The 23,517-nt window shown below is 61.5% G+C and carries 21 protein-coding genes and 1 pseudogene; 8 read left to right on the top strand and 14 right to left on the bottom strand.

The annotated features are described in order from the left end of the window. Nucleotides 1–190: 190 nt before the first annotated feature. From VGE08_RS07985 to VGE08_RS07945, 9 genes are all read right to left on the bottom strand, one after another. On the bottom strand, nucleotides 191–1,192 hold the full coding sequence (locus tag VGE08_RS07985; RefSeq protein WP_331067330.1) for a hypothetical protein: 1,002 nt from the start codon (nucleotides 1,190–1,192) through the stop codon (nucleotides 191–193). A gap of 42 nt (nucleotides 1,193–1,234) precedes the next feature. Then, complete coding sequence (locus tag VGE08_RS07980; protein WP_331067329.1) at nucleotides 1,235–2,710, bottom strand: S8 family serine peptidase; 1,476 nt, start codon at nucleotides 2,708–2,710, stop codon at nucleotides 1,235–1,237. Nucleotides 2,711–3,010: 300 nt separating this feature from the next. Next, nucleotides 3,011–4,576, bottom strand: a complete 1,566-nt coding sequence (locus tag VGE08_RS07975; RefSeq protein WP_331067328.1) for a hypothetical protein — start codon at nucleotides 4,574–4,576, stop codon at nucleotides 3,011–3,013. Between the two features lie 531 nt (nucleotides 4,577–5,107). Beyond that, the gene (locus VGE08_RS07970; protein ID WP_414717469.1) at nucleotides 5,108–5,596 is read right to left on the bottom strand and encodes a TetR/AcrR family transcriptional regulator; all 489 of its coding nucleotides are present in this window, start codon (nucleotides 5,594–5,596) and stop codon (nucleotides 5,108–5,110) included. A gap of 55 nt (nucleotides 5,597–5,651) precedes the next feature. Beyond that, nucleotides 5,652–6,554, bottom strand: a complete 903-nt coding sequence (locus VGE08_RS07965; RefSeq protein WP_331067326.1) for an MBL fold metallo-hydrolase — start codon at nucleotides 6,552–6,554, stop codon at nucleotides 5,652–5,654. A 3-nt stretch (nucleotides 6,555–6,557) separates the two neighbouring features. After that, on the bottom strand, nucleotides 6,558–8,840 hold the full coding sequence (locus VGE08_RS07960) for a TonB-dependent receptor (RefSeq protein ID WP_331067325.1): 2,283 nt from the start codon (nucleotides 8,838–8,840) through the stop codon (nucleotides 6,558–6,560). A gap of 153 nt (nucleotides 8,841–8,993) precedes the next feature. Further along, on the bottom strand, nucleotides 8,994–9,770 hold the full coding sequence (locus VGE08_RS07955) for an SDR family oxidoreductase (protein WP_331067324.1): 777 nt from the start codon (nucleotides 9,768–9,770) through the stop codon (nucleotides 8,994–8,996). A gap of 142 nt (nucleotides 9,771–9,912) precedes the next feature. Then, nucleotides 9,913–10,707: an SDR family NAD(P)-dependent oxidoreductase gene (locus VGE08_RS07950; protein ID WP_331067323.1), complete on the bottom strand. Its 795-nt coding sequence runs from the start codon at nucleotides 10,705–10,707 to the stop codon at nucleotides 9,913–9,915. A gap of 9 nt (nucleotides 10,708–10,716) precedes the next feature. Then, nucleotides 10,717–11,517 carry an SDR family NAD(P)-dependent oxidoreductase gene (locus tag VGE08_RS07945; RefSeq protein ID WP_331067322.1) on the bottom strand — a complete coding sequence of 267 codons (801 nt, stop codon included), beginning with the start codon at nucleotides 11,515–11,517 and terminating at the stop codon, nucleotides 10,717–10,719. A 235-nt stretch (nucleotides 11,518–11,752) separates the two neighbouring features. Between VGE08_RS07945 and VGE08_RS07940 the strand changes: the two genes are divergently transcribed. Together VGE08_RS07940 and VGE08_RS07935 are read left to right on the top strand one after the other, a co-directional pair. Then, nucleotides 11,753–12,526 (top strand): hypothetical protein, encoded by a 774-nt coding sequence (locus tag VGE08_RS07940; protein ID WP_331067321.1) that lies wholly within the window; start codon nucleotides 11,753–11,755, stop codon nucleotides 12,524–12,526. A gap of 9 nt (nucleotides 12,527–12,535) precedes the next feature. Continuing rightward, nucleotides 12,536–13,360, top strand: a complete 825-nt coding sequence (locus tag VGE08_RS07935; protein WP_331067320.1) for an SDR family oxidoreductase — start codon at nucleotides 12,536–12,538, stop codon at nucleotides 13,358–13,360. On the opposite strand, the gene VGE08_RS07930 is transcribed toward VGE08_RS07935, so the two are convergent. After that, complete coding sequence (locus tag VGE08_RS07930) at nucleotides 13,344–14,267, bottom strand: LysR family transcriptional regulator (protein ID WP_331067319.1); 924 nt, start codon at nucleotides 14,265–14,267, stop codon at nucleotides 13,344–13,346. The two genes, VGE08_RS07935 and VGE08_RS07930, sit on opposite strands and share 17 nt — an antisense overlap. 178 nt (nucleotides 14,268–14,445) lie before the next feature. On the opposite strand from VGE08_RS07930, the gene VGE08_RS07925 reads away from it, so the two are divergent. The 6 genes from VGE08_RS07925 (at nucleotide 14,446) to VGE08_RS07900 (ending at nucleotide 17,937) form a co-directional block, all read left to right on the top strand. Beyond that, a complete protein-coding gene (locus tag VGE08_RS07925) occupies nucleotides 14,446–15,306 on the top strand; it encodes an enoyl-CoA hydratase-related protein (protein ID WP_331067318.1) in 861 nt (286 codons plus the stop codon). A gap of 33 nt (nucleotides 15,307–15,339) precedes the next feature. After that, a complete protein-coding gene (locus VGE08_RS07920) occupies nucleotides 15,340–15,903 on the top strand; it encodes a carboxymuconolactone decarboxylase family protein (protein WP_331067317.1) in 564 nt (187 codons plus the stop codon). A 66-nt stretch (nucleotides 15,904–15,969) separates the two neighbouring features. Further along, nucleotides 15,970–16,647 (top strand): nitroreductase, encoded by a 678-nt coding sequence (locus VGE08_RS07915; RefSeq protein WP_331067316.1) that lies wholly within the window; start codon nucleotides 15,970–15,972, stop codon nucleotides 16,645–16,647. Between the two features lie 37 nt (nucleotides 16,648–16,684). Beyond that, nucleotides 16,685–17,104 carry a hypothetical protein gene (locus VGE08_RS07910; protein WP_331067315.1) on the top strand — a complete coding sequence of 140 codons (420 nt, stop codon included), beginning with the start codon at nucleotides 16,685–16,687 and terminating at the stop codon, nucleotides 17,102–17,104. Between the two features lie 18 nt (nucleotides 17,105–17,122). Then, nucleotides 17,123–17,542 (top strand): FAS1-like dehydratase domain-containing protein, encoded by a 420-nt coding sequence (locus tag VGE08_RS07905; protein WP_331067314.1) that lies wholly within the window; start codon nucleotides 17,123–17,125, stop codon nucleotides 17,540–17,542. Continuing rightward, nucleotides 17,539–17,937, top strand: coding sequence for a MaoC/PaaZ C-terminal domain-containing protein (locus VGE08_RS07900; protein WP_331067313.1), 399 nt, complete (start codon nucleotides 17,539–17,541; stop codon nucleotides 17,935–17,937). The genes VGE08_RS07905 and VGE08_RS07900 overlap by 4 nt, the downstream gene beginning before the upstream one ends. A 6-nt stretch (nucleotides 17,938–17,943) precedes the next feature. On the opposite strand, the pseudogene VGE08_RS26325 reads toward VGE08_RS07900, so the two are convergent. The 4 genes and pseudogenes from VGE08_RS26325 to VGE08_RS07875 all read right to left on the bottom strand — a co-directional run bounded on the left by VGE08_RS26325 (nucleotide 17,944) and on the right by VGE08_RS07875 (nucleotide 23,515). Then, a pseudogene (locus VGE08_RS26325) lies at nucleotides 17,944–19,018 on the bottom strand (phosphotransferase). Nucleotides 19,019–19,025: 7 nt separating this feature from the next. After that, nucleotides 19,026–20,000: an alpha/beta hydrolase gene (locus VGE08_RS07885; protein ID WP_331067311.1), complete on the bottom strand. Its 975-nt coding sequence runs from the start codon at nucleotides 19,998–20,000 to the stop codon at nucleotides 19,026–19,028. A gap of 47 nt (nucleotides 20,001–20,047) precedes the next feature. After that, the gene (locus VGE08_RS07880) at nucleotides 20,048–21,523 is read right to left on the bottom strand and encodes an AMP-binding protein (RefSeq protein ID WP_331067310.1); all 1,476 of its coding nucleotides are present in this window, start codon (nucleotides 21,521–21,523) and stop codon (nucleotides 20,048–20,050) included. Nucleotides 21,524–21,820: 297 nt separating this feature from the next. After that, nucleotides 21,821–23,515: an AMP-binding protein gene (locus tag VGE08_RS07875; RefSeq protein WP_349258656.1), complete on the bottom strand. Its 1,695-nt coding sequence runs from the start codon at nucleotides 23,513–23,515 to the stop codon at nucleotides 21,821–21,823. Between the last annotated feature and the right edge of the window lie 2 nt (nucleotides 23,516–23,517).

Genomic DNA, 23,517 nt, shown 5'->3' with positions numbered 1-23,517 from the left:
GGGGAGTAGAGGGTCCTCGACTTCAGGTTGTCAAATGCGGGTCACTGATTGACCGATCGGCGTTACCGGAAATTTGGGAGGGTGAGCTGGTAGACTCAACGGTCTACGCAGATAGCGCGTGTAAGCGACTGATTTTAATGGAATACGATGGCTCTGGACGGCGCCAGGGTGGTTGGCGATTGCGCGAGACCTATGCCGCATAATCGAACGGGTCAGTTCTCCCCTTAGGCCGCCATCGCTGAAGTAAACCGGGCAAGAGCGATTCAAGCGGCACCCGGGTAACGTGGATCCACCATCCCAACCAGACCACAAAGACGCCCAAGGCGATCACGACAAATGGGAATACCAGGCTGTCACTGAAGTGTTCAGTGTAAAGATAGTTCAGGTAGTAGAACACACCAGCCGCTCCCCCTAGCAGCCCTGCTGGGCGTCGCAGATACAGCGCGACCAGCATGACACCAACATTGGCCAGCGCGAACAAGAACATCTCCAGGGGATACTCGTCAAAGAATATCGTCAATCCAATGGGAAGGATCCACATGCCCATCTTGGTCAACCAATATCCGTAGTTGGCGCTTTCCTTTCGATTGTCTGCGAACCACGCAACTGCAACTGTCGCACTACCTATCAGAATGATGGTAAAGCCCAGTGCCTCCCGTTGATCCGGCCGCAGGAAATCGAGAACGATGTACCAACACCCCAAGGTCGTCAGCACGCATAGCGGCAGGAATTTGAAGCGCCAGATGCCGATCAGACTCGCGACGATCACCACGCAGACCGCGAGCAGCGGGCTGTACAAGAACCGATCGGTGAGCGTCAGCAAGGAGTATTCAAACCGATCAGAGAGCAACGGCACGAACTGACCGTAGTCCCACCAGCCACCCACTTTCTGAAACATCAGCACTGCATAGCCGAGCGTAACACTGCCCGAGGCAACCAGGACTCCCGCGAGCACCGTGCGTCTCTTGAGCTTCACATTCACCGTGATCGCACAAACCATCGCGGCTATCGAGTATGCGCTCAAGCACACGGCAAACCCCAGCTCCGAGCGGTCGCGTATCTCCGATGCGAACAGTCCAAACGCGATGAGCACCAGCGCCGTTCCGGCGTACCAGCACAGGTGGACGAGATTGAATTCCGTCCGAGCCTCACTGGAATTCTCGACCAGTGCAGTATCGATGATCGTAGCCATGGTTCCCCTTTCTTATAGTTGTTCGTTACTTATAGTTGTTCGTTACTTCGATCTCTTCGGCACCCGTTTCTTCTTCGGCCGTTTCGTTGCTTTCCGCTGTGCGGCCTTGACAGATTTCCTTGTTCGCACCGGGCGCGACACGCGTTTGCGCCGCGCCGTCACGATCACGGTTTCTGTAGCCGGCGCGGTCATGCCGAGCGCTTCGAGCGTCGCCGCCACGTCGACGATGCCGAAGCCCAGTTCCTGATTCCATCCGGAACCCAAAGGGTTGCGCGCAGTGCGCTGTAGCAGTGCTCGCAAGTCAGCCGGTGATTTTCCACGCGCAGCTCCCCGCGTTCGAATTGCCGCCACGATGCCGGCGAGCACGGGCGCTGCCGCCGAGGTCCCACTGTGCTTTGGCCAGGCACTGCTCGTCGCGAAGTGCGTACAAGCGGCAACATCCGGCTTGCGCGAACTGATGCTTCCTGGGCCCTGGCTCGAATAGGCCAAACGACGACCATCCGTCGTCACGCCGGCTACGGTGATCACATCAGGATGCGCGGCGCCGCCGTGAATGCTGTTGCCCGGTCCAAAATCGCTCAAGCCACATCGAGTGTCCGGCCGGGGCTTGCCGCAATTGCCCGCGGCAAAGATCACATCGGCCCCAAGCGAGACGACGGTACCGATATATTGATTGACGGGATGATTGAGATTCGCGCTGTAGTTGCCTGGCGCGCCGACCGGCAAATCTTCCGACCGTTTGTAGACGACCCAACTATTGTTCACGACCACGGGATGCCCGGCCCAGGGACCGTCGGCATCGATCTGGTCGATCAAGTGCGCATAGGCATTCGCGACGTCTGACAGATAGTCGGGCAGTTTGGCGCCCTTGCGACGCAGGACCGCATAGTCATGAAAGGTCGCCAAGGGAGCAATCAGGCGCGCGTCGTGCGCGCACATGGTCCCGTGGCCGAACCACGGATCATGCGCATCAGCCGTACCTGGTTGATAAGCGATGTCCGCCGGAGCCCACCCCTGCTCCGATACCGGTACGAAATTCTGATCGATGCCGCTATCCATCACTACGATGTGCACACCGCGCCCGGTGAGTCCGTGACTGGAGAGTAGCGGCACGTTCGCGAGCCCCTGGACGTCTGTCTCGCCACCGACCGCCGCCGAACCCTGGTACGTCCCGAGCGCTGCCGGCTCGATCTCGAGGTCGACATACACCCCGATCACTTCGTGCCGACGATCCATAGCCAGACGCGAGATGGCATCTTCGTCCTCGAAGTACGCAACGATGTTATAGGTGGACGCGGCCGGACGATTGCGAGGACGCTTTCGGGTCATGCTGGTGAGTCCCGCCGCCCACAGATCCGCCTTGTTGACATTTGGAATGGGCGCGAGTGATTCCACGAAATCCATGCCGTGGACCTTGACGCTCGCTTCGAGTTGCAGCCCCGCGGCCCCAAACGACTTCTGCTGCCATGCGTCTTGCATGTACTCATGCGCCCGAACTTGTACGATTCGTCGGAGCATCATCCCTCCCATCATTGCGGCTGAAGATCAGTCCATGTAACGAGAAGGGCGTTGACGCAAGAAACAAGCAGCCGCGCGGCAGTGCCCCGAGCCTACAAAACCACGGCTCGAGCACGCCCGTGTCGCGGTTGGTCGCGCTTGCCCAAAATGCAAACGCGGAGGACGCATGGATTCGACACGCAGCACGCCCGTCTCCCAGGGGGGGCCAAGCGATTGAAGAGCCGAACCCGTGGACACCCGCCCCAGTGTTCGCCGGTTTGGGTTACCAGAACTCGTCGGTTCGACGCTCACCCAGATCGCTCACGGCGCCTTCGCAACATCCTTCGGGTGTGCCGCCGGCTGAGACTGAGAGTCCGCCTTCAGCTTTGTTTGCGCTAAGTCGAGCGGAACTGTCCCCGCCGCCAACTTGACGATGTCAACGGGCGCGGCGTCAACATAGCGTGCGCTGGTCGCGCATAGCTCACCGCTCGCCTTGCGCACGGTCATTCGGACGTGCGCGCTGCCCGTTGCGAAGGCTTTGGCAGACGTCCATGCATTCTTCTTGACCACGCGACGCGCTTCGCCTCTAACCTGTACGTGCAGCAGTAACGTCGTCGGCTGCTCCAGGATTGATTTTGCGTGCAAGGCAAACGCCATGTTATTGATAGCCTCGGGATTCAGCGACTTCTGGACGGTCAGCGCCTGCTCAATGACGGCGGCTGCCTCTCGCTCCTGCCGCTCGATCAACGCCACCTGGTCCTTTTTCTTCGGATCTTTGCGCAGCTCGGTCAGCGACGCCTGCCGTGACTGCTGATCTTCTTGAGCCTGGCGGAGCGCCGTTTGGAGGTCCTGAATGGTCGTCCGAATCTTGTCCGTTTCCCCTTTGAGTTGGTCGCCGATCGTCAAGTGCTTGGCCCTGAGAACTTCAGATCCTTTGCAGTACTTCTCGGTCAGGGGCTGAATCGTGTACGAGACGTCGAAGGTCGCATCCTCCGCGGCGGCTTGCGTGTCGGTTCGAAACAATCGGGTCGCACTGCTCAGCAGTCCGAGTCCCTGAATGGCTGCGAGCGCTCCACCGACGGCCGCGTCCATCGACACACCGGTGAGTCGTTCCAACGCATCCTTGGAAAATTTCAGTTGTTCAAACGCAAGCACACCGGCGGCAATGTCAGCCAACATCACACCGCCATCGTCGATGATGATCCTCGGAGCCGTCCCTGGAGTCTTCGTTTCAATGACTTGACGGATGGAATCGCTCGTGCACAGATCCTGGATGGCTTGCTCGAGCGCGAGCTCCGCCTGCACCTTGGCCCGTAACGACGGCGGGATACCGGTAGCTGCCGTAAAGTCTCCCGCCACCCCGAGGTTCGAGAAGTCCACGTTTTTGAGTTTGTCGAACAGCAGAAACTCACGATCGATTTCCGCGGAGGCTTTGCCCTTCGAGGCGTCCGCAATTGCCTTCTCCACTTCGGCTCGCGCTTTGACCTCGGCCAGCTCGCTCTCGGCTCGAGACGTGGTGAGCTCGTTTTGTTTGGCAAGAATGTACGCTTGAAGTTCGAGCCGCTCCTTCTCGACCTTCAATCGTTCGATCTCGGCTTTGAGCTGCGCGATTTCCTCATCCGTGGACTGTGCAAGTACAGGTGCGTTTGCGCTGCACACTGCGATGAGAACCAATAAGAGAACCTGGGCGATTCCAGACTGCGCAGCTCGCGTCAGTCGAGCGCTGCTTCTTCCAACTGGTGACATCGTTCGACACCTTCCGTCCCTGTTGGTCCCGGGCATATCGTTATTGGTTACTATCGGCCGGTCGTGTTGGGATCTCAGAATACCAACGATATTTGCTTTTGGAAATATACAATGACACATTGAAGCCTGCACGGGCCGCATCAAGACTGCAGAGATCTACAGTAGCCGCTCGCCCCGACCGCACGTAGTGCGCAGTGGCCGCGCGGCTGGCGCAGACTCCGCGAGTTTGTCTGCCGCGTGACTCGGTGACCTCGCGAAGGGCACGCTGCGCTTCGGGCGCCACACAGACTAGCCAGCGCTACGGCGGGAGTCAAAGCGGCCATGCCTGTTGGCCGTGCGACCAAATCGTCGGCACGCTCGCCTTCAGGCACGGTCACTGCTCGCGACCGCTCCCCCGATTGCCCGGGCACATCAGCAGAATGGCCCTCAGCACCTCCATCGCTTGCTCCTGGAGTTGCTCAGTCGCCGTCCTTGGAAGCTCCAAAGCCGATGTCGTGCAGCTGACCCCAAGTCCTGGCGCGCTGGAACTGACGTGCTTCAACATTCGTGTCATCGCGCTCGAAGGAATCCCGCCGGAATGCCGGGCCACAACACTTCGAACGCCTGCTCAAACGTTAGCCGTTCAACCATCCCCTGCCCCAGGCTGAACCAACGCATCCGGCTACGCAGCGCTCAGGCCTCATCCGCGAGCTTCATCAGCTGATCCACGAGCGCTTGGTGCTGCTCACCGCTGAATCCGGGAACGTCCAGCGCCTCGCGCAGCATCACGCCGTCCAAGGCAAGTGCAACGACTGCGGCACGGGCGCAATGGGCATCGGAGGCAATCAAGTGGCGCGCATCCGAAACAATGTGCCCGCGAATGGACTCCATCAACGGCGGATTCGCAAGCGCGACCAGCAAGGCCGCTCCGGGCCATCTCGCCAAGCCGTTGTCGCCCAGCAATCCAACGATGCGGGCCTTGAGCGCTCTCGCATCGTCACTATCGTCAATCGCCTCGCTCGCTGCAGCAATGCGCAGTTCCATGCATTGCACGTAGTCTGCCACCAGGGTACTGAGCAGCGACTGCTTGCTGGGGAAGTGATACAGGAGACCGCCTTTACTCACCCCGGCTCGATGAGCTACCTCGTCCAGCCTCAGGCGGGTACCACCCGTCTCGCGCACGATCTTCACCGCCGCTTCGAGTAGTCGCGCACGCGTGCTACTCGCTGTATCGCAGTCAGTCGCGCCCCGTGCCTTCATTGGCCGTGCCATCGATCGTCCAACTGTCGCCGTCAGGCTTGAGATAGATGCCCGTCGGCCCGGAGACGTGCGAACCAAGCAGCAATGCTTTGCGGTTCGACACCTGCTCCAGCAAGCGCCGGCGTGCCGAAGTCGCCAGCTGCTGATCCCAGCAGAAGTTGTCTCCGACGTGCGGGATGGCGACTTGCACCGGGTGATGCAGGACATCGCCGGTGATAACCGCTTCCTGTCCCTGGGACGAGACGACGACCGAGCAGTGTCCGGGCGTGTGCCCCGGCGTCGGCTGCAGTCGCACTTCGTCGACGATCACATGATCCGGGTCGACGAATCTGGCAAGACCCGCATCGACGATGGGCTTGACCGAATCTTCCAGCACCGCCCGCGCATCGCCGTGATCGTCGACCTGCAGATGCTGATACTCGTCCTTGGCGAACAGATACTGCGCATTGGGAAAAGTGGGCAGCCATTTGCCGTCGACCAGCATCGTGTTCCATCCGCAATGATCGACATGCAAATGCGTGCACAGGACATAGTCGATGCTCTCGCGCGGATAGCCGGCCGCGGCGAGGCGCTCGAGAAAGGGATTGTTCAGCATGCTCAGCGCGGGGTGGCTGCGCGGCTTGTCGTTGCCGATACACGGATCCACCAGGATTCGAAGCCCCCGGGCCTCGATGATGAAAGCCTGGAAGTGCAGCTTGATGCTGCCGTCTTCCTCGGCGAAGTCCGGGCACAACCACGCTCGTCGCTCGATGATGGCCTGTTTGTCGGTCTGGATGAAGATCGCCGGATCCGCGCTCACCGGCGGCAATTCGAGCACGCGCGTGATCTTTACCGCGCCGATCGACCAGCGCATGAAAACGTTGGGATCCGTCGATGACATGGTCTAGAACTCGACTGAAACCGTGAAGCCATAGGTGCGCGGCGCTGCAGGGCTGGTGACATAGCCGCCGGTGCCGACCGGACCCGCCGTTTCCTGTCCGATCAGATAATACTGAACGTCGCCCAGGTTCTTGCCCCACACACTGAAGCTCATCCAGTCCATAGAAGATGGAGTAAACCGCAGCGAGGCGTTCACGAGCGTGACCTCTTCTGCGCGCAAACGATTGTCAGCGGTCCAGGGATACGCGCCCGTGTACGACACGCCGATGTCGCCGACCCATTCACCGACACCGGTGATCCAGTTGTAGTTTGCGCCGGCGTCGAACCGCCACTCAGGCACGTTGGCCATGCGAAACCCGCTGGCGTCGCCGAGCACCGGACCGCTGATCGTCGATCCCGGAACCAGGCCGCCGGAAAAGAACGGTGCGTTGTCGAACTCCGTGTATTCGGCATCCAAATAGGTGGCCGCGCTGCGCAACGTGAGCCCGACGACAGGAACAGCTTCGACTGCGATTTCAGCGCCCCTGCTGCGTGCACGTTGCGCATTGGTGAGACTCACGGCCGAGAGGACGCCGGTCGTGACAGTCGTCAAAACCTGCGGGTTCTCGATATCGCTCCAGAACGCCGCGCCGTTGATGCGAACGCGACGATCGAAAGGTTCGGATTTGAAGCCGATCTCGTATGCCTGCACAGTCTCGGGCCGCGCAGCCGGCGTGGCGAGCGGAAGCGTGTTGAACGCGCCGGACTTGTAACCTCGGCTGACGGACGCATAGGCCATGACATCGTCGGTGAAGTGATGGTCGATAGCGGCGCGATAGGTGAAAGCGCTGGGTTTCGCCGAATCGGTGTAAGGATCGGGCAGCCCCGGGGGAGCGGCGGAAACGACCCCCACGCCGGGGATGGTGTAGGTCTGCCGGCCACGAGCCTCCATTTCATCCTCGGTGTAACGCGCACCCAACGTCACATTCGTCTGATCCCCGATGGGGACGGTGGCCTGCGCATAACCCGAATAGCTGTCGACAGTCTGAATGCCGAAGACGCTGTAGATGGTGCCGGGTGCGACCAGAATGTTGAAGAGGTCCCCCTCGGCGGTCGCCGGATCGTAGCCCGCCTTCCAGTGCAGATAATAGGTGCCCACCATCCAGCTGATCGCTCCGGGCTTGGAGCGGAGCTGGAATTCCTGCGTCACCTGGTCGTCCATGTTGCCCAGGTCGGCGTGATAGAAGTTTCGCTCGCTGTAATCGAGGTCGACGTGATAATTGCCCTCGGACCTGCGGAACGCCGAGATCGACACCAGCTCGGCGAACCCCACGTCCTGATCGATGCGAATCGATCCGCCATAACCTTCCTCGGTGGCGTCGTTACGAGCGTTGAGCCGGTTGTCGTAGAAAGTGTCGGAGTCCTCCTTGAACGAAGTCAGCAGCGCCGGTGGCGCCGGATATCCCGGGAAACCGCCCGCGGGAGTGGCGCCGTAGGTGCCTTCATAGAAGTCCTGCACGGAGCCGATGTCGCTGGTCGAATCGGCATAGAAGCCAACGATCTTCACCATCGTTCGATCGCTCGGCTCCCACAGCAGCTTGGTGCGAACGGTGAAGGTCTCGGCGAGATTCGCGTCCTGCCCGGTCGTGCGGCTCTTGCCCCAGCCCACCCTCTGATCCGATCCGCCGAAGGCAATGTTCCAAGACAGAGTGTCCGTGAGGGGTATCGACGCGTACAGCTGAGCGCTCACCGTGTCGTAGTTGGCGTAGCCCATGGAAGCATTGAACTCGGCCTGCTGACTCGGGTCCCTAGTAAACATTTGAATCGCCCCGCCCGAGGAGTTGCGGCCGAAGAGCGTGCCTTGCGGGCCGTTCAGCACTTCAATTCGCTGGATGTTGCCTAGGGCAAGATATGCGGTGGAAAGGCGTGTGTAGTAAACATCGTCGATATAGGTCGCGACGCTGGACTCGTTGCCGACGGTTCCGTTGTTGTTGCCGACGCCTCGCAGGAACGGCAGGTACACGCCCGCGGTGCTGGACACCTGCAACGACGGAGCGACGTGCGACAGCTCCTGAAGATTGGTCACGCCGCTGGCCTTCAGCGACTCCGCGTCGAACGCGCTGACTGCCACGGGGGTGTCCTGCATGTTCTGTTCGCGACGCTGGGCCGTCACCACAATCTCCGTGAGTTGCCCCTGAACCGGAGTGTCCTCACCGTCGGCAGCCTCCGTCTGCGCGAACGACGATACCGAGCTCAGCGTGGTAGATAGGATCAGGCCGCCAACCAGCTTCGATGTATGAGCACTCACGTTCTTCCCCCTGACTTATTGCGGTCGGTTGCGAAGCCAGACCGTGGATTTGTAGGGGGAAAGTCTAAGTGTCGGTATGACTGTAAACTAGGTCATGCGCATTATGCGAGCCATAGAGATATGTATGGGTCGCTCGGCAAGCCCCTGGATTTTTCAAAGGCTGCCGCGAATCGTCGAACCGCCATCGACGATGACGATCTGGCCCGTCATATAGGTGCTGGCTTTCGAAGCCAGGAACACCGCCGCCCCCGCGATCTCGTAGGGCTCGCCGATTCGACCGAGCGGCGTCGCGCGCTCGAGCGCGGCCTGCGCCGCCGGATCCTCCCACAATGCGCGCGCAAAATCAGTGCGAATGACGCCTGGCGCAATTGCGTTGATCCTCACACTGTGCGGACCCAATTCGATTGCGAGATTGCGCACGAGTTGTAGATCGGCGGCCTTGGAGATGTTGTAAGCCCCAATCACCTCGGAGCCGATCAGTCCGCCGATCGATGAGACCACGACGATCGCGCCGTCCCGGCGCTCGATCATCTCGGGTGAGATCATGGAGACCAACCAGTGGTTCGCCAGGACGTTGTTGTCGAAGACCTTGCGGAACTGCTCGTCGCTGATCCCCGCCATCGGTCCGTAGTACGGGTTGGACGCGGCATTGCAGACGAGCACATCGATCTTGCCAAAACGCGCGCGCGTTTCGGCAACCATCATCTGCAGCGCCGTCTTATCGGAGATGCTAGCCGCGATCGCGATCGCGCGCTCTTCACCATGCTTTGCATTGATCGCTGCCGCGACTTCCTCGCAAGCCGGTTGTTTACGGCTCGAGATGACAACACGCGCGCCGGCGGCTGCAAACGCCTCGGCGATTGCACGGCCGATGCCACGCGACGAGCCAGTGACGACGGCGACCTTACCGGTGAGATCAAACAGATCCATGCCTCATCCTCTTCATGATTACATTGGGCACGCCTGGCTCGTCTTTGGCGTGCGAGGCGAGAGACGGAATGCGCGTAGCCATTGGAAGCGGCTACGCTCGATTCAACTATACGAGGCCCTGCTCCGTGCCCGAATGCACGCTTCAGCCAGCCGTCATTCCACCATCGATGGCGATTTCGGCACCGGTGATGTGCCGCGCCGCGTCCGATGCGAGAAAGCAAATGGTGTCAGCCACCTCCGCCGCGGAACAGGCGACGCCGATCGGCACCGCCGTCTTTGCGATCTCATCGGGATCGACGTCGTGCGCCCCGCTGCCATGGCCGGCCTGAATGGCGTCCTGGATATGTTTACGCAGGGCGGGCGTATCGACCAATCCAGGGTGCACCGAGCTCACACGCACTTTGTTCCGGAGCCCGGCGCATTCCAGCGCCACCGCCTTGGTCATCAGGCGGATCGCACCCTTCGAGCCGCAATAGGCGGCCATGCCGGCAATGCCTTTCAGGCCCGCGAGCGACGAGATGTTGACGACAGCGCCGCCACCTGAATTCGCGATCCGCGGAATAGCGTGCTTCATGCCGAGAAATGTTCCCTCGACATTGACCGCCATGATCCGTCTGAAATCCTCGAGCGGCATCGAGAAGGTGTCGGTAACGCGAGACGTTCCTGCACAGTTGACCAGTACGGATAGCCCCTCGCTGCGAGCGTCGCACCGGGCCAGGGCCGCCTGCCACTGCGCTTCGTTGCTGACATCCAGCCGGATCGCTTCCGCCCGGCCCTCGGCCTGCCTGATCACTGCAACCGTATGCTCGGCGCTCGCCTGATCGAAATCGGTCACCCATACGAAAGCACCCCGCGCCGCGAATGCACTGGCAATCGCCCGCCCGATGCCGCTGCCAGCACCCGTCACAAACGCCGCTCTTGCTGTGAATTCAGACATGCGGCGTCCTCAACCAGCTGTCATGCCGCCGTCGATGGCGATCTCGGCACCGGTGATGTGCCGGGCCGCATCCGATGCGAGAAAGCAAACGGTCTCGGCGACCTCGGCCGCGGTGCAGGCGACACCGATCGGTACCATCGTTTTCGCGACTTCATGAGGGTCGAGACTGTGGGACTCTGGCGCGCCGCGTTGCGAGCGAGCGAGCTCATCCGGATCGTGCTTGTGCCAGGCGGGCGTATCGACGACGCCGGGGTGAACCGAGTTGACGCGGACGTTGTTACGCAGCCCGGCGCACTCGAGCGCCACCGCCTTGGTCATCATACGGATCGCACCTTTCGAGCCGCAGTAGGCAGTCATCCCGGGGATGCCTTTCAGCCCCGCGAGCGAGGAGATGTTGATGACGGCGCCTCCGCCCGATTGCGCGATCCTGGGAATGGCGTGCTTCATGCCGAGGAACGTGCCCTCGACGTTGATGGCCATGATGGTCCGGAAATCCTCCAGTGGCATCGAGAACGTGTCGGCGAACATGGACTTGCCGGCGCAATTGACCAGGACGGCGAGAGCGTCGTCACGACCGTCGCTCAGAGCCAATGCCCTCTGCCACTGCGCTTCATCTCTGACATCCAGAAGGATCGCTTCGGACCTGCCGCCGGCTTGCGCAACCAGCTCGACGGTGCGGTTGGAGCCCGCCCGGTCGAAATCTGCTACCCACACTAAAGCGCCCCGCGCCGCCAAAGCTAGACTGGTCACCCGCCCGATGCCGCTGGCGGCACCCGTCACAAACGCAGCCTTACCCGCAAGCTCAGACATGCGATCCCCCTTTTTCTGTCGGGAGAATAGCGCGTCGCGCGACCCCCAAATAGTACGACCCTGTTATCCGGGCCATAACCAATCGATATGCGCTCGCTCACAGCGTGCCGCCATTCGCTCGCCGCGGCGTCAACCGGCAGCGACGTTATATTTCCGATGTCCCGAACGAGCCTAGTTGCGAGCACCAGGGCACGGATACGATCGCACGCCACTCAACCGCCAAAGGGTTTGAATCGTGGACCAAGCAAGTGCCGATGAAGCAGCGAAGATCATCATCTCCCTCTATCGCGGCACGGCCGCCGCGCCGCTCAAGGGCTTTCCCGAAAGCTGTAAGCCCACCTCCTTCTTCGACGTGCAGAAGATTCTGGACGGTCTGGCTCACGGGCTGGGACGACCGGTGCAAGGATGGAAGCTTTATTTTCCATTCAAGGCAGGCCAGCCCAATCTGATCGCGCCGATCTTCAACTTGCTTCAGTCAGGCGCGCATATCACGCGTGAAATGTCTCGCATTCGAATCTGGGAGCCGGAGATCGTGTTTCGCGCCAAGAAGGATCTGCCGCCGCGCGAGCGCCCCTACACCTATGAGGAAGTGGCGCAGGCCACGGAGGCGGTGCCGGCCATCGAGTTTCTTGCCTTCCGTTTCGACGTGAACGACATGCAGGAATTCGCTGCACGCCCCTTCGAAGCGTACGCCGACAACACCTTGAGCGGCGGCTTTGTGATCGGCAAGCCTTATCCCGAATGGCAGTCGCTCGACTTCAGCAAGCTGCGCATCGTCTCCAAGCAGGGCGACGAGACCGTGGGCGACATCCGTGGCGGCCATCCCGTCGTCGATCCTTTCATCCTTGTGTTCGTCGGCGCCAACGCAGCGCGAGAGCGGCAGGGCATTCGCGCAGGTCAGATCCTCGCCACGCTCTCGCCATCAGCGCTGCTGACCGCCAGGCCGAACGCAGCGATCAGCGCCCACTTCGAGGGCTTTGGCGACGTCGCGGCCGTGTTCGACTACTAATCGTTGGAGATGTTTGTGGACCTTAGCGGCAAGACAGCCATTGTCACGGGCGGCGGCACCGGCATCGGTCGCGCCGCTTCGCTGAAGCTGGCGGCCTGCGGAGCCAATGTCGCCATCAACTATCGAGTCAGCCGCGACGCTGCAGAAGAGACTGCGTCCGAGTGCCGAAAGCTTGGCGTACGAGCAGCGGCGATCGCAGCGGATGTATGCAACGATGAAGACTGTCGCCGGCTGGCGGCTGTGGCGACAGTGGAAGTCGGCACCGTCAACATCCTCGTCAACAATGCGGCGGCGACGAAGTTCGTACCGCACGCTCAGCTCGATGGCTTGTCGGCTGAGGATTTCGCAAATATCTTTCGCACCAACGTGACCGGCGCCTACCAGATGATCCGCGCACTGGCGCCGGGCATGAGGGCCGCAGGCGGCGGCGCCGTCGTGAACGTAGCTTCCATCGCCGGACTGTTTGGCGGTGGCTCCTGCTCCGCCTATGCCGCGTCCAAGGCTGCCCTCATCAATCTGACGAAAACACTGGCGCGCGCACTGGCCCCGCACATTCGCATCAACGTTGTATGCCCCGGCTTCGTGGGGACGCGCTGGTTTCAGGAGCGCTTCTCGCCGGAGGACTACGCCACCACAATGCAGCAAGTGGCGAATAGCATGCCGCTCGAGCGCGCCGCATCGGCAGAGGATATCGCCGGCGGCATCGCATTCTTCTGCTCCGATGAAGCGGCCATCATTACCGGCGAAACGCTCGTCATGGACGCGGGTGCGCATCTCGACCTCGCCATCTCACGCGGCATGGTCGGCAAAGACGCGCCTAGAATGCACCCTTGACCAAGGTGCCGCCCGGCCACTCGCCGGAAGACATCCGCGTGCGAATCGCCTGCCGCAGCAGCGTCTCGTACGCTTTTACGGCGGCGCTCGAGGGCCGCGTGCGCAGCGTGCTGACCGTCCACGTGATTGAAAAGTTGGTGATCGGCGCTGTCTCCAGCTCGTAGCGTCGCGAGCTCAGTGCGCATCCGGGCATCGCCACGAAACCCACGCCCAGTTCCGCCAGCTCCAGCATCATCGATGCGGTCGACTTGACCACCACATTCTGCTCTCGACCGAAGCGCGTCAGCCGTTGATTGAGCCGTTTGACCACCACCGTCGCATTGTGCTGGTGGATGATGGGCCGCGCCGCCAGCTCGGCAAGCGGCACTTCCTTCATCTGGGCCAGGCCACTCCCCTTGGCGCCGAGCAGATAGATGCGGTCGTGCACGATGGGGCGCGAATCGATCTCGGGACTGTCCTCGACCATCGTGAGCACCGCGAAATCGATGTACCGCTCCTTGAGCATGCTCTCGAGCGTTTCGCTGGAATCGGCAATGATCTTGAGCCGCACGTCCGGATAGCGATCGTGGAACTGTTTGATGACCGGCGCGGTGATGTTCTCGGACCAGGAATAAGGCATGCCGACCGACAGCTCCCCCTGCGGCTCGGTCTGACGCGCCAGCAGCGCCTCCGACAGATCGTCGATGTCCGCCAGGATGGTTTTGGCGCGAGCGCTGAGCAGCAGCCCCGGTTCGGTGAGACACACCCCGCGCCCGTGCCGCTTCAACAGCTTCACCCGCAACACCCCTTCGAGTTGCGCGACGTGACGAGTCAATGCCGGCTGGGTGATGTGAAGCTCGGACGCCGCGCGCGTGATGCTGCCGTGCTCGGCGATCTTGAGCAGATACCTGAGACTAAGGATGTTCATGCCGCCCCTTTTTCGATGGCCAAGAATACCATCGCCTCCCCCGACGCAAGATATAACGAGACGTTATGCCCGGGATGCCTTGCCGCCGCCTGTTTGCCAGAGGCCGCCCCGCGTAGATTGCTGATCTTCCGGCCGGCCAGGACCGGTCAACCAGCAAGGGGAACGAGGGATTCACGACATGACCGAAAGCTATGGCCCGTGTGAATTCCTGCAGCTCGACCGTCCTCGCGACGCCATCCTGCGTGTGACGCTCAACCGCCCGCACAAGCGCAACGCCATGAGCAACGAGCTGCGGCGGGAGTTGTTCGCCGTTCTCGAGCAGGCGGACGTCGATGATGACATTCGCGTGATCGTTCTGCGCGGTGCCGGCAGATGTTTCTCGTCAGGATATGACTTGACGCAGGGTTCGGTGCAGGACAGCGGCGAGCGGCGCACGCCCTACTATACCGCGCCCGGCATCGGTTACTGGGCACGCCACGTCGTCGAGGGCTGCTTCCGATTGTGGGATCTGGCCAAGCCGCTGATCGCGCAGGTTCATGGCTATTGCCTGGCCGGCGGCAGCGAGCTCGCCGCCTCGTGCGATCTCGTCTACGTCGCCGACGACGCCGAAATCGGTTATCCGCCGATCCGGCTGATGAGCCCGCCCGACAATCAGGTCTTTCCGTGGCTGCTGGGCATGCGCCGCGCGATGGAGATGATGCTGACCGGCGACTCGATCTCCGGCACGCAAGCCGCCGAATGGGGCTTCGCCAACCGCTCCTTCCCGCCCGATGAACTGGAGAGCGCGGTCCTCGATATCGCCGAGCGAGTGGCCAGGGTGCCCCCGCCGCTGCAACAGATGAACAAGCGTGCGCTTCATCGTCAGATGGAGGCGATGGGAATACGCACCGGTATTCGCGCCGGCACGGAGGTGCAGGCACAGGCGTGGTTCACCCCGGAAGTGATCGCTTACGTCGCCGAGCTGCGCAAGAGCATCACCGGTGCGCTCGATCAACGCGACGGGCGTTTCGGCGACTACCGCACCGCCGGTCGGTCCTGATCGCCTACCGCAGCTGAAAGGAAAAGAAAACATATGGCCACCGAGATCACCGCCGATAACCGACTGCCGCTGGTCGATATTGAAACGATGGAGGGGCCCGTCGGCGATACGCTGCGCGCAGCCCCCATGCGTTTGAACATCATATCGATGATGGCGCACGCCAAAACATGCGTGCTCCCGCAATTGGGCCTCGGGCGCGCCGTCATGACCGAGCAGGCACTTCCGGCTTTGCGACGCGAGCTGTTGATTCTGCTCGCCGCGCGCATGGACGGTTGCCAGTACGTGTGGTCTCAGCATCGCCCGATCGCCGAACGAGTTGGCGCCACAGCCGCGATGCTGGATGCGATTCAGGCGCTGGACCTGTCATCGAGGGCATTTCCCGAAGCCGACCAGGCCCTGCTGTTTTTCGGCATGCAGGTGATTCGCGGAGGTGAGGTGGAAGATCAGGTATTCGAACGCGCCGCTCGCCATTTCGATGCCCAGCAGATCGTGGAGGCGATCGTCGCGATCGGCTACTACATGACGATGAATCGACTGACGTTGGCGACGCGAACGCCGCTCGAGCCGGACGCGGTCACAGCCGCGATGCGCAACTAGATACGTCCTCGATCCGCCGCAAGCGCGGCGGCATTTCCATTGATGAAGATATCGGAGCTGGACAAGATGCCCGAGACCAGACTGTTTCATGACGTCGTGCGAAGTCGCAGATCCGCACGGAGCTTTCTTCCCGATCCTGTTTCCGATGCCTTGCTTCGGGCCGTGCTGGACGATGCACGTTACGCGCCATCGAACTCCAACGTTCAGCCGTGGGTGGTCCATATTGCTTCCGGCGCGACGCGCGACAAGCTCAGCCAAGCAATGCTCGCGGCGGCAGCCGAGGAACGATTCACTCCCGACTTCCCCTTCAACTATGACGATCTCTACGGCGTCTACCGTCAACGCCAGCAGGCCCAGGGAGCAGCCTATTTTCAGGCAGCCGGCATCGCACGCGATGCGGCCGAGCAGCGTCGCTTCGCGATCATGCGCAACCTGGAGTTCTTCGGCGCGCCGAGTGTCGCCCTGCTGTTCATGGCCCCGGTTTATGAAACTGTGCGCGTGGCTGGAGATGTCGGCATGTATGGCCAGACCTTCCTGCTCTCGCTGGCGGCGCACGGACTGGCCGGCGTGCCGCAAACATTGCTCAGCCTGTTTGCGGGAACCGCCCGCGAGGTCCTCGGCGTCGATCCCGCATTGAAGATGCTGTTCGGCATTTCGTTCGGCTATCGCGAGCCCGGCAATCCCGTGAACACCTTTGCGCTCGACAAGGCTCCGATCAGCGAAACCGTGACGTTTCATCGCTGACGCCACTTCGGTTCATCGTCCAACAGGAGCAATTGCAATGGCCACGCCCGGTGAGAACTTCCAACTGTTGACTGACTACTACGCGGCGTATGGCGCCGGAGGTCCCGAAGGTATCGCGCGCATGGCACGCTTCTACGCCAAGGACAAGCCGGCCTACATCGCGGGAAATTCCGAGCTCTCGGGCAACATCAACAACACCGAAGAAGCCGTGAAGTACCTGCTGCGCCTGCAGGAATTGAACGGCGGCAACATCAAGCTGGTGGGATCGCCCACCCTCCTGGTGGTCGGCGATACGATGGTGGCGGCCCTCATCAACGAGCAGCACACCCGCCCCGGCAAGCCCCCGCTGATCGTGCCGCGGCTGTGCGTCTATGAAATAGCAAATGGCAAGCTGAGCCGCGCGTTTGTGTGGCAACTCGAGTCGCAAGCCTTCGACGACTACTACCCCCGTTCATGACCGCACGAGACCGGCGCAATGAACCACTCGCAACGCCAGATGCGCGTCGAGCTGGGACAGCTGAAGCTGTTCGCAAAGGCGGTCGGCGAGACCAACCCGCTATTCTTCGACACAGCGGCGGCGACCGCAGCGGGCTTACCTGGCCCGCTGGCGCCGCCAACCTTCCTATATACGCTGGGCACCTTGGCCTTCGGAGCCGAAACCTGGTCGAATGAGCTCGGCATCGATCCCACCCGACTGCTTCACGGCGAGCAGACTTTCGAATATTTCCATCCCATCCATGCGAACGAGGACATCGTGTTGCATCGGCGTCTGGTGGATCGCTATGAGAAGAAACAAGGCAGGCTTACATTCGTCGTGGTCGAGACCGAAGCGTTCAATCAACGCAACGAGCTGTGTGTCCGCTCGCGCATGGTCGGCATCATACGCAAGCCATGACTGAACGACTGACGCCCCTGTCTCCAGGCAGGTTCAGCCGCACGCAGCTCGCGCTCTTCGCAGGCGGCTCGGGAGATCACAATCCCATCCACATCGACGTAGACGCGGCCCGGGCAAACGGGTTCGACGATGTCATCGTACCCGGCATGTTGTTGATGGCTCAACTTGGCAGAGTTCTCACCGATTGGGCCGGGCCGTCCAGTGTACGGCGCTGGTCCGTGCGCTTCACCTCCATCACGCCGGTGCTGACGACGCCCACCTGTTTCGCCGAAGTCCTCGAGGAGGTTCAATATGCCGGTGAGGCGTGTCTGCGCGTCGCCTTGTGGGTCAACGTCGAGGGCATTGGCGAGGTTGTGCGAGGCGAGGCCATCGTGGCAAAGAACGACGACCCATGACGGCGCTCAAGCGCCCGCCTTCTCCGCCTGCGCCCAGGCGAGCGACATCAACTGCGGCAGCACAGCCACACGCTCGCGGGCCTGCGCCGAGGCTGCGGTACCTCGAAGCACACGGCCCTTGATGCCGTGGAATATCGCCGCGAGGCGGAAGAAATTGAAAGCGATGTAGAAGTCATAGCTCGGCAGGCGCTCGATCCCACGGCGCTGACAATACGCGGCGAGATAGTCCGCCTCGCTCGGGATGCCCGACCCAGCGAGGTCCACTCCACCCAGCCCCGCTACGATGTGGGGCGGAATTCGATACATCATGGCGTGATAGGCGAAGTCCGCCCCGGGGTGCCCCAGCGTCGACAACTCCCAATCCAGCACCGCGACGATCCGCGGCTCGGTGGGATGGAAGATCAAATTGTCGCAGCGGAAATCGCCGTGAATGACGCTGGTCTCATCGCCCGATGGAATATTCGCCGGCAGCCATTCGACCAGCCGATCCATGTGGACGTCGCGCCCGGCCTCGGTGTCAGCCAGATACTGCCTCGACCACAGCTCGATCTGCCGTTCGATGTAGTTACCGCGCCGGCCGAAGTCAGCGAGACCCAGCGCTTCGTAATCAAGACTGTGGAGCCGGGCGAGCGTCGCGTTTCATCGCATCGAAATGCGCGGCTCGCGTGTCCGGCGGCATGCCAGGAAAGGCCGCATCCCAGAAAATCCGACCCTCGACCATCGCCATCACGTAGAACCAGGTGCCGATGACGTCCTCATCGGTGCAAAGTCCATAGACATGCGCCACGGCAAAGCCGGCCTTGCCGAGCGAGGTCAGCACCTTCGCTTCACGTTCGACAGCGTGGGCACCCTTGAGCAGTTGCCCCGGCGGCTTGCGGCGCAGTACGTAACATCGGCCCGGTGTGACCAGTTTGTATGTCGGGTTCGACTGGCCACCTTTGAATTGCTCGATCGAGAGCGGCCCGGAATAGTCCTCGACATTCGCCTGCATCCAGGCATCGAGAGCCGCGATGTCGAAGGTAAAGCCTTCACGTACCGCGGTGGTGTCGTGATTTTCGATCGCTCGTTCGCGGCCGCTCATTGCGGCGTCATTTCTCATGAGGATGTTTGATGTCAAGGCAGCGTCGGATGAAGGTAATCGCCTTCTCATGCGCGTCGACAGCGGCGCGGCAGGGCATGGCGACGAAGTTGTGGGGTGCGCCGGAGTAAACGTGCAGCTCGCTGGGATTTCCTGCCGCGAGCCAGCGCATGTGCATGAACATCGTATCATCAAGCAACGCATCCTCGGTGCCGACCACGAACAGTGCCGGACAGAGGCTGGACAGGTCGGCGTAGAGGGGCGATACATCCGGCGAGCGCCGATCGCGATCGGGACCGATGAACGCGTCCACGAAGCCACGCAGGTCACCGGTGCGAGGCACGCTGCGTTCTTCGCCGAACTGCCGGGCGCCAGGTGTCAGCGCCAGATCGAAGAAGCCGAAGATGAAGTGCGCACCGATGAAGCGACGCTTCAAAGTGTCGCGCGTTCGCAGGAGCGTTAGCGCCGCCAGGTGAGCGCCGGATGAATCTCCACCAATGACGAGCCGATCCGCGCCCCAGCGGCGTGCTGCATTCTCAGCCAGCCACGTTGCCGCCGCGACACAATCCTCCAGCGCCGCTGGATAGGGATGCTCGGGTGCGAGGCGATAGTCGACACTCACACAAACCAGCTGAGCGTCATCCGCGAGCGCTTCGAGCTTGGGATCCTGCAGATCGGCCGCGCCCATGAACCAACCGCCGCCATGAATGTGAAGATAGATACCCTTGGGCGCCGGCGAGGCCACCACCCGAAGTGGGAGATCGCCGGAAAGTGTTGGAATATGAATCGTCTGCGCTCTCGGGGACCGCACGACGGGAGGAAAATCGCCAATACCGGCGTGGCGAGCGTCACGCATCGGCTTGGCATGGTTGGCCGTCCACACCGGCGGAAGCTTCGCTATGCGCGCTTTGACTGCCGCCGCCACTGCACGCGTGTCGTCAGGGATATTGCTCCCGGCGAACAGGCCTGGTTCGAGCATGGCCATGATTGTTCTCCTGGAATCGACCGCTCGTGGCTTATCGACTCGGGGGCTTATCGATCTGCCGCCCGCAAGGCGATGCGCTCAGCGCGCAGCTGGCTACGCCGCACTTTTCCTGCTTCGTCACGCAGCGGCTGTTCTGTAAATTCATAGCTGGCTGGAAGCTTGTATCTCGCCAGCTTTGTCCCGAGAAACGCGCTCAGCGTATCCGCGCTCATCTCGGCCTCAGCGTCCGGGGATCGCTTGACGATGGCGTGAACCACCGAGCCGAGATCGCGATCGGGCAAGCCGATCACCACCGCAACCTCCACGCCTGGATGCTCCGACAAGGCATTCTCGATCTCGGCCGGATAGATGTTCATGCCGCCGCGGATGATCAGGTCGGCGCGGCGATCGGCGATGTAGAGAAAGCCTTCTTGGTCCAGCCAGCCGAAATCGCCGATCGTTTCATAGCCATCGCTCGAGCGTCGCGGCTCTGCACCGAGATAACGGTAGGTCGAGCCAGCGCCGGTGAATGGCAGCAGATGGATTTCGCCGATTTCGCCCGGTGCAAGCACCTCGCCCTGCTCGCCGAGAATACGGATGTGACAATTGATAGGGCGCCCGACCGAGCCTCGATGCGTCAGCCACTCGCTGCCGCTGATGACCGTGTTGCCCTGTCTTTCTGTGCCTCCATAGATTTCCCAGACCTTCTGCGGTCCGAGCCAGTCGATCCAGGCTTGCTTCAACCAGGCAGGCATCGGCGCCGCCGTATGCCATACCGCTTCGAGCGATGACACGTCATAGCGCGCGCGCACCTCCTCGGGCAGGCTCCAGATCCGGCTCATCATCGTCGGCACCAGATTGGCCCAGGCAATGCGATACCGCTCGATCAGGCGCAATGTTTCTTCCGCGTCGAACCGCGGCATGCTCACGACGCTGTTGCCGTGATGAAGCGCGATCGACATGAACGTGAACGGCGCGTTGTGACAAAGCGGCCCGGCATTGAGAACCGCTCCGGCTCGCGGCATGTTGAGCGGCGGCGCTTCCGGATCGACAGCCCCGAGGCCGAGATCCACTATCATTTTCGGTCGGCCCGACGAGCCGCCTGAAGTCATCGCCTTCCAATGATTTCCGACGACCGATGGCAGCGTCTCGTCGCTTCCCTCACGCAGTCCATAGTCAGCGGGCAGCGCGCCCGTCGTCTGGCGGATTGCCGGATCGGAAGCGAAGATCGCGCGCGGGCACGCGACATCCAGAACCGCCTCGAGCTCATGCCCTGGCAGTCGAGCCGATATCACTGACGGAGTGGCACCGAGCTTCCAAACGGCAAACGCCAACTCGAAAACGGCATTCTCATTCGGCAACACCAGCGCGACGATGTCATCCTTCTTGACGCCAAGCCGCTTCAATGCAGATGCGCGGCGATTGGCTCGCACTGCCATGTCGGCCCAAGACAATCTCTGCTCCTGATGAACGACGCACAACCGCTCGCCACCGAGGCGATCGGCATACCAGGTGGGAATGTCGCCCATTGGGATCGAGGCCATGCGTAACTCCGTCGTGGCCCGCTGTTGAAACCCATGGGCGCACTTGCGGAAGAAATGTACGCTGGCCGACTTGGTGCGAATAGCGCAAGCTCGGCATCCCAGGCATAACAACTCGTTATAGCTTGACTCGTTATGAGTCCGGCGCCAGGCGCAGCGCTTCGCAGTTCGGGCACTTCGGAATCTCTGTGTCCGTGCGCTTCGCCACCTCCCCCGCGGGCTACCGTGATCCCTATAACGCGCGGCACGCGTCTGTAAAAACCTGAGCGTACACGAACCTATCGCTGTGGCTGTCTTACGCTAGGCGGTAGTGACTTCGCTGAGCCCCAGCTCTGTCTTCATTTGTTCCCGCATCGCGAACTTCTGGATCTTGCCGGTCACCGTCATCGGGAATTCCTCCACGAATTGGATGTATTTCGGCACCTTGTAGTGGGCGATGTGCCCTTCGCAGAACTCGCGTATCTCGGCTTCATTCAAACTCTCGCCTGGCTTGAGACGGATCCAGGCAGCCACGGCCTCGCCGAAGCGTGCATCGGGCACGCCAAAAACCGCTACGTCCTGGATCTTCGGATGACGGTACAAGTACTCCTCTATCTCGCGCGGGGAGATGTTTTCCCCACCGCGGATGATGAGATCCTTAACCCGCCCGACAATCTTGCAGTAACCTTCCTCGTCCAGCACAGCGAGGTCCCCGGTGTGCATCCATCTCGCTGCATCAATTGCGTCGGCGGTACGCTCGGGATCGTCCCAGTAGCCCCGCATGACTGAGTAGCCTCTAGTGCAAAGCTCTCCCGCAACGCCACGTGGCGTGACGCGTCCTTGGGCGTCGACGATCTTCACCTCGAGATGGGGCATGATGCGTCCAACGGTGGAGACACGCCGCTCGAGAGGGTCGTCGACACTGCTCTGGAAGCTTACCGGGCTCGTTTCGGTCATTCCGTAGGCAATCGTGACCTCACGCATGTGCATTCTGGAGACCACCCGCTTCATGACTTCCACCGGACAAGGTGCTCCAGCCATGATTCCAGTACGCAAACTCGTCAAGTCGTAACGAGCGAAGTCCGGATGGTCCAACTCCGCGATGAACATCGTCGGCACACCGTACAGCGCCGTACAGCGTTCCTGGTGTACGGCGCGCAGCACGCTTTCAGGCTCGAAGGCCTCGTTTGGGAAAACCATTGTCGCGCCATGCGTAACGCAACCGAGAACACCCATGACCATGCCGAAGCAGTGATACAGCGGAACAGGGATGCACAGTCGGTCCGCCGCTGAGAAGTTCATGCGTCGCGCCACGAAGAAGCCGTTGTTGACAATGTTGTTGTGGGTGAGCGTCGCGCCCTTTGGCAGGCCTGTCGTACCACTGGTGAACTGTATGTTGATGGGCTCGTCCGGCTGCAGCGTCGTGGACAGGGCGCGCACTTGCTCGTGATCCTCCGGCCGGGCGCTGTTCACGACTTCTTCGAAGGAAAGACAGCCTGGCAAGGGGCGATCCCGTCCTATGACGATGACGTTGCGCAGGGCGGGAGCTTCAGCGGCCCGAAGCTGCTCGGGCTCGCAGTGCGCGAGCTCCGGTGCAATCTGCTGGATCATCGCGACGTAATCGCTGCTCTTGAAGCTGCGCGCAATGACCAGCGCCTTGCAGCCCACCTTGTTCAACGCAAAGGTCAGTTCGGCGGTTCTGAATGCCGGATTGATGTTGACTAGAATCAGGCCCGCCTTGGCCGAGGCGAACTGGGTCACGACCCATTCTGCGCAGTTCGGCGACCAGATACCTATGCGATCCCCTGGCTGCAATCCCAGCCGTACGAACCCGGCCGCGAGCCGGTTCGATTCCTCGTTCAATCGTGCGTAGGTCCAGCGTATGTCTTGATGTCGACACACGAGAGCCTCATGAGACGGCCATTCCGAGGCGGCATCTTCAAGCACCGCACCGACGGTCTTGAACAACAGCGGCAGATCGCTGACGCCGGAGACATAGCTGGGTCGCATACCCATCC

The sequence above is a fragment of the Steroidobacter sp. genome (genome assembly GCF_036406195.1).
Taxonomy (GTDB): Bacteria; Pseudomonadota; Gammaproteobacteria; order Steroidobacterales; family Steroidobacteraceae; genus Steroidobacter.
This window is presented reverse-complemented; position numbering and strand designations above follow the sequence as displayed.